Raw genomic sequence first — 6,236 nt, forward strand, 5'->3', positions numbered from 1 at the left:
TCATCCTCCTATTCTTGCACTTCGTTCAGAAAAATAAACTTAAAAGGAATTAGCATTTTTTTATCGAAGTTATTCACAAGGAAAAAAATCTGGCAGGTGATGGTATGGGTAATTTTAATTGGGTAGCGGAATCCGAAAAACAATGGGATAGGATGGCAGCTTCCTGGAACTCTAGAAGCAAAGAAATGTGGGAAACAGGAAGCCGCAAGGATATCGTCCCATTTATGAGAGGATTTGTTTCTCCCGGCTCAAGTGTGTGCGATTTGGGGTGTGGGGATGGAAGCGGTTCAGTAAAGCTGGCGGAAGCAGGATATTCAGTGACAGGTGTTGATGTATCCGAGGAAATGTTGGGAAAAGCCAGACTGAAACTTGCCAACAATGGAAGGGCTTTATTTATAAAAGCGGACTTATCCGATTCTGGAATAGCTGACAATGAATTTGATGCTGTCATGGCGATTAATTCTCTTGAATGGACGAGCAGCCCTATGGAGTCCTTAAAGGAAATGGCCCGGATTTTAAAGTCTGGCGGCCACGCATGTATCGGCATTCTGGGTCCCACTGCTGGTCCCCGGAAGAACAGCTTCAGAAGATTGTATGGGGAAGAGGTCATCTGCAGCACGATCATGCCATGGGAACTTGAACGGCTGGCTCTGGAAAACGGATGGAGAAAAGCTGGGGAGTTCGGTGTGTTCAAAAAGGCGGCAGACCAGCTTTCCCTCGGATCGCTTCCAACAGAGCTCCAGCAATCACTTTCATTTATGTGGGTCTTTATGTTCCAGGTTCAAAAAGAAGGAGGAGAAGAATGATGAGTCGATATTCAATTGAAGATTTCGTAAAAAATACAAGGCAGCAGGATAAGGGGGAAGGACTTTTCGAATTAGAAACCGCAAGGATGCTCGAGATTAACCTGAATGGGCAGATCTGGTCCAAAGCAGGTGCGATGATCTCGTACAGGGGCAATATTAAATTCGAGCGTGAAGGGGTGCTTGAACACGGGCTGGGCAAAATGTTCAAGAAAGCCTTGACCGGTGAGGGGACTTCCCTGATGAAGGCAACAGGGAATGGGAAACTCTATCTGGCGGATCAGGGGAAAAAGATCTCAATCCTGAATCTGCAAAATGACGCTATCTTTGTAAATGGTAATGACCTTCTCGCCTTCGAACCTTCCATCAGCTGGGATATCAAACTGATGCGCAGAGTTGCTGGGATGCTTTCAGGCGGATTGTTCAACGTGCGTCTTGAAGGGACAGGGATGGTCGCGATAACCTCGCATTATGAACCACTCACCCTGCTGGTGACACCAGATAATCCCGTTTATACAGATCCGAATGCTACTGTTGCCTGGTCAGGAAACCTTCAACCGGAATTTGTGACAGATATTTCGTTCAAGACCTTTATTGGCCGGGGCAGCGGCGAATCAATCCAGATGAAATTCAGCGGCCAGGGGTTTGTCGTCGTCCAGCCGTTCGAAGAAGTTTACTATACTCCTCAGAGTTAAGCTGACATATAACCAATTTTTGAATCCACTGCAGCTGAAATTCAGGCAAGGTACAATCAAATGGCGGCAGGCCGCCCTGCTATCCTCGTATATGATATAAAAAAGGCATCGATTAAAATCGATGCCTTTTCTAATCCCATTCAAAAGGAGTTTCCTGGTATACATAGTAATTCAGCCAATTTGAAAAGAAGAGGTGGGCATGAGACCTCCACCGGTTGGCTGGAGGCATTTCCGGACTGTCGCCTGGAAAGTAGTTATCCGGCATTTGAATGTCAATGCCTCGGGACCGATCACGCTTATATTCCTCTGCAAGTGTAGTAGCTTCATATTCGAGATGTCCGGTGATCATGATTCTTCTCCCGTCATTGGAGGAAATGATCAATGGGCCTGCTTCTTCAGATATTGCGAGCAGTTTCAATTCGTTGCTGCCCAGCAATTCCTCCTTGCTAATATCGGTGTTTCTGGAATGAGGAGCAAGGAACTCATCGTCGAATCCTCTTAACAGCTTTTCATTTTGATCAAGGACACGATGCTTGTATATTCCTGAGCATTTTCTAGGAAGCTCATACTTTTGTATACCATAATGGTGATATAATGCAGCCTGGGCTCCCCAGCAGATGTGCATGGTAGATGTCACATTCGTACTGGTCCAATCGAGGATTTCCTTCAGCTCCGGCCAATAATCCACTTCCTCGAAAGCCAGCAGTTCAATTGGTGCACCTGTAATGATCATGCCATCATATTTCTTTTCTTTTATATCTCTGAAGGCCATATAAAATTCCTCCAGGTGGTTTTTGGAAGTAGTCTTGGATTCATATGTAGCCGTTTTCAGGAATGTTATATTGACCTGAATAGGTGTATTGCCGAGTAATCTCAGCAGTTGTCTTTCGGTTTTTTCCTTCTCAGGCATCAGGTTCAGGATCACGATATTCAATGGGCGGATGTCCTGCTGTGAGGCCCGCCCCTCATCCATGATGAAAATATTTTCCTTCTCGAGGATTTCTCTGGCGGGAAGGTGCTGTGGGATTTTGATTGGCAATGGATAACCTCCTTATTTAGTCGAAGTTTTACTATTTATTATAGTCAGAATTCTTTTCTGGAGCAATTGGCTAAAGGGAAATTTTTATTACAGTTGAATATTTTTCCCCTGATAGTAAATCTCTGATGGTAGAATATAAAGTGGTAAGCATATAGAGATTATCTGGGGGGATTGGAAATGGGAACAAACATTCAAGTAAAGTCAGATATCGAAATTGCTCGTGAAAGTGAAATGAAACCTATTGTAGAAATTGCTGAGAGGATTGGCCTCAGTCCCGATGACATCGAAATGTTCGGAAAGTATAAGGCCAAATTGTCGTCAGAAGTACTCGCCAGATTAAAAACGAAGGAGAGCGGGAAAGTTGTCCTTGTTACGGCGATTAATCCGACTCCGGCTGGAGAAGGAAAATCGACTGTTACAGTCGGGCTGGCAGACGCATTGAATAAACTTGGGCAAAAGACGATGATTGCCATGCGCGAACCTTCACTGGGTCCAACGATGGGAATCAAGGGCGGCGCTACTGGAGGCGGCTATGCCCAAGTGCTTCCGATGGAGGATATCAACCTCCACTTTACTGGAGACCTTCATGCGATCACAACTGCGAATAATGCACTTGCTGCTTTGATCGACAACCACATGCAGCAAGGCAATCTATTGAATATAGATCAGCGGAGAATCGTTTGGAAACGGGCGCTTGACCTGAATGACCGGGCTTTGAGGAAAGTGGTGATTGGGCTTGGCGGACCGCTGCAGGGAGTGCCGCGTGAAGATGGCTTTGATATTACGGTGGCTTCTGAGATCATGGCCGTTCTCTGCCTTGCCAGCGACTTAAAAGATTTGAAACGCAGACTGGCCAAGATGGTTGTTGCCTATAATTATGACAGACAGCCTGTTACTGTAGGTGACCTAGGCGTTGAAGGAGCATTGACGCTTCTGCTGAAGGAAGCGGTTAAACCGAACCTTGTGCAGACAATCGAACACACACCGGCTTTGATCCATGGCGGGCCGTTTGCGAATATTGCCCATGGCTGCAACAGTGTCATCGCGACAGAAGCAGCATCTAAGCTGGCAGATTTTGTCGTGACTGAGGCTGGATTCGGAGCAGATCTTGGCGCGGAAAAGTTCCTGAACATCAAAGCGAGAGCGGCGGGAATCGAGCCTGCAGCTGTTGTCATCGTGGCAACCATCCGTGCGCTGAAAATGCACGGGGGAATGAAGAAGACTGAACTTGTGAATGAAGATATCCAGGCGTTAAGAGACGGTTTTACGAACCTGAAAAAGCATATCGAGACAATTGCAGGCTTTGGACTGCCATACGTAGTCGCAATCAATCGATTCATTACCGATACAGAACTTGAAACAGATACCCTGAAAGAACTTTGCGGAAATGCGGGTATACCAGTTGCCCTTACTGAAGTTTGGGAAAAAGGCGGAGCCGGAGGATTGGAACTCGCTGAAACACTCCTTGGGGTAATTGAAGAGAATGAGAATACATTTGCGCATCTATATGATTTGTCGGATTCACTAGAGGATAAAATCCAGAAAATTGCCCGCCAGGTGTATGGTGCCGATGGAGTTGAGTTTTCACCAAAGGCGAAGAAACAGCTGGTTGATTTCGAAGGCCATGGTTGGGGAGTCCTTCCTGTATGTATGGCTAAAACGCAATATTCACTATCCGATGATCCCCAGAAATTAGGCAGACCTTCCGGCTTCACGATCACAGTCAGAGAATTGAAGCCGTCCGTAGGCGCAGGTTTCATTGTCGCATTGACCGGAGAAGTCATGACGATGCCTGGCCTTCCAAAGCTTCCGGCTGCCCTGAATATGGATGTCGATGAAGAGGGAAATGCAGTAGGCTTGTTTTAGACGTAAAAGGAGTGGAGCTCATGTTTGACCCGACAGCGTTTGAGAATATAAAAGTCGTCATCGAGGGCGATATTTATGACAGGGATTTGAGCGGTGAAATTCTGGTGATCGACCGGGATGACTGGATCAATACTGCCAAGCTGTCGAGAAAATACGAGATTTCCTTTACGGTTAAAGGCTTTGTACCAGAAAAATTGTCTGCAGGCCTGGTGCTTGAAGCAGGGCTGGAAAACCTTTCTGCTGAGCTGCTTGGTACCGAAAGTGCCAATCAGCTCGCAGGCTGCAAGGTAGAAATATTTTTCTCGTTGTACCACTCAAATGATTTGGAAGTTTTTCAGGATATTCAGGACACGCTTCAAGGAGTTTGGGGACAGGATCGGGCAATTATTCAGAATGTCCGGCACAGCCCCCTGCAGAATTCACGGCACATTCATAATAAGGCAGTCATTTCCTTCGACCGTCTTGTTTATGAGGAACAAATCGAGGATTTGACAAACATGGTTGATTATATGAATGAGTCACTGAAGAAACTAAAAAAAATTATTGCATGAATAATAATTCCTGCCTTTTAGGCAGGAATTTGCTTGTTGTTTTCAGAATAGTCTATTAATGTAATGGTTTTTACTTAGACTAAATTGCTCATCGTATTTTTGATACGAATATTGTTATCCAGTCAATTGGTCACAGTAACAGCAAAAGTGAAAGAAAAAAGGAAGCCAACATATCAATCTATCGATTGGGGGAGATTATTTGAAAAAAATCGCTTGGGTAACAGACAGTACAGCATATTTAGATGAAGAACTGAAGAACCATCCGGACGTCTATCAAGTACCGATGACAATCGTACTAGATGACCAGGAATATCTCGATGGCAAGGATTTAACCGCAGAACAATTATATGAAAAATTAAAATCAGTGAAATCACCTCCAAAAACCTCACAGCCACCTGCTGGTGTATTCATGGAGCTTTATGAGAAACTTGAGAAAGACTATGATGTCGTTTTTGCTGTGCTCATTTCGTCCAAGCTGAGCGGCACTGTCGCCTCGAGTGTCCAGGCAGCACAGTCTGTCAATATTCCTGTCATCACATTTGATTCGAAGGTTCTGACTTACCCGCTTACTTCCCAACTAAAGAAGGGAATTGCATTAGCTGAACAAGGGGCATCTCTCGAGGAGATCCAGGAAAAGCTCGAAATCATCCGTGACTCCAATGAGACTTATGTCATGATAGGCAGTCTGGAACAGCTTCATCGCAGCGGACGAATGTCAGGCGTTCAGTTTTACCTGGGCAGCATGCTTAGCATCAAACCAATCATCAGTATAGAAGATGGCAGCTTGAATACGAAAGAGAAGGTAAGAAGCGATAAAAAAGCACGCGAAAAAATATTTGATTATTTAAAAAGCTCACACGAGAAATATGGGGTTAAGGAAGTGTACATTCTTTACGGTTTGCACAAAGAGGTTGCGGATGAGTGGCAAAGCCAGCTTGAAGCCAAGTTTTCCGACATACATTTTGTCAGCTGTCCAATTGGGGCGGTCATCGGAGTACATGCAGGTGAGCATACAATCGGGATCAGCTGGAATAATGCAGTTATTTAAGTGCCTTTCACACTTCAGACTTTAGACGAACTTGCTGAGTTTGTCTAAAGTCTTTTTGTTTCGGAAAATCAGTCCTGCATATTTTTGGAAAAAGGCTTTGTGAAAGCCTTTCCCCCTGAAACCATGAAAGCTGTCCGATTGGGGCAGTCTCACGGACAACTTTTCGCCTTAAATCATGAAAGCTGTCCGATTGGAGCGGTCTCACGGACAACTTTTCGCCTTAAATCATGAAAG

General features: G+C 45.1%; 6 protein-coding genes. 5 read left to right on the forward strand and 1 reads right to left on the reverse strand.

The features are described 5' to 3' along the window. Window positions 1-104 precede the first annotated feature (104 nt). The gene (locus EJA10_RS14360) at window positions 105-806 is read left to right on the forward strand and encodes a class I SAM-dependent methyltransferase (RefSeq protein ID WP_125480704.1); all 702 of its coding nucleotides are present in this window, start codon (window positions 105-107) and stop codon (window positions 804-806) included. Beyond that, window positions 806-1,498 carry an AIM24 family protein gene (locus tag EJA10_RS14365; protein WP_125480722.1) on the forward strand — a complete coding sequence of 231 codons (693 nt, stop codon included), beginning with the start codon at window positions 806-808 and terminating at the stop codon, window positions 1,496-1,498. Before EJA10_RS14360 ends, EJA10_RS14365 begins: the two co-directional genes overlap by 1 nt. Window positions 1,499-1,628: 130 nt before the next feature. Here the strand turns inward: EJA10_RS14365 and metA are convergent, their stop codons facing one another. Continuing rightward, window positions 1,629-2,537, reverse strand: coding sequence for a homoserine O-acetyltransferase MetA (gene metA / locus EJA10_RS14370; RefSeq protein WP_125480705.1), 909 nt, complete (start codon window positions 2,535-2,537; stop codon window positions 1,629-1,631). A gap of 177 nt (window positions 2,538-2,714) precedes the next feature. Between metA and EJA10_RS14375 the strand changes: the two genes are divergently transcribed. The 3 genes from EJA10_RS14375 (at window position 2,715) to EJA10_RS14385 (ending at window position 6,002) form a co-directional block, all read left to right on the forward strand. After that, window positions 2,715-4,403: a formate--tetrahydrofolate ligase gene (locus EJA10_RS14375; RefSeq protein WP_125480706.1), complete on the forward strand. Its 1,689-nt coding sequence runs from the start codon at window positions 2,715-2,717 to the stop codon at window positions 4,401-4,403. Between the two features lie 20 nt (window positions 4,404-4,423). After that, on the forward strand, window positions 4,424-4,954 hold the full coding sequence (locus EJA10_RS14380) for a hypothetical protein (protein ID WP_125480707.1): 531 nt from the start codon (window positions 4,424-4,426) through the stop codon (window positions 4,952-4,954). 199 nt (window positions 4,955-5,153) lie between these two features. Continuing rightward, entirely contained in the window at window positions 5,154-6,002 is an 849-nt protein-coding gene (locus tag EJA10_RS14385; RefSeq protein WP_125480708.1) for a DegV family protein, read from the forward strand. Window positions 6,003-6,236: the final 234 nt, after the last annotated feature.

It is taken from the genome of Mesobacillus subterraneus (assembly GCF_003937825.1).
In the GTDB taxonomy this organism is placed as follows: Bacteria; Bacillota; Bacilli; order Bacillales; family Cytobacillaceae; genus Mesobacillus; species Mesobacillus subterraneus.

Excerpts from the sequence above, each read along its gene's own strand:
- EJA10_RS14375 (WP_125480706.1), top strand. The coding sequence starts at position 2,715 with ATGGGAACAAACATTCAAGTAAAGTCAGATATCGAAATTGCTCGTGAA.
- EJA10_RS14360 (WP_125480704.1), top strand. The coding sequence starts at position 105 with ATGGGTAATTTTAATTGGGTAGCGGAATCCGAAAAACAATGGGATAGG.
- EJA10_RS14365 (WP_125480722.1), top strand. The coding sequence starts at position 806 with ATGAGTCGATATTCAATTGAAGATTTCGTAAAAAATACAAGGCAGCAG.
- EJA10_RS14380 (WP_125480707.1), top strand. The coding sequence starts at position 4,424 with ATGTTTGACCCGACAGCGTTTGAGAATATAAAAGTCGTCATCGAGGGC.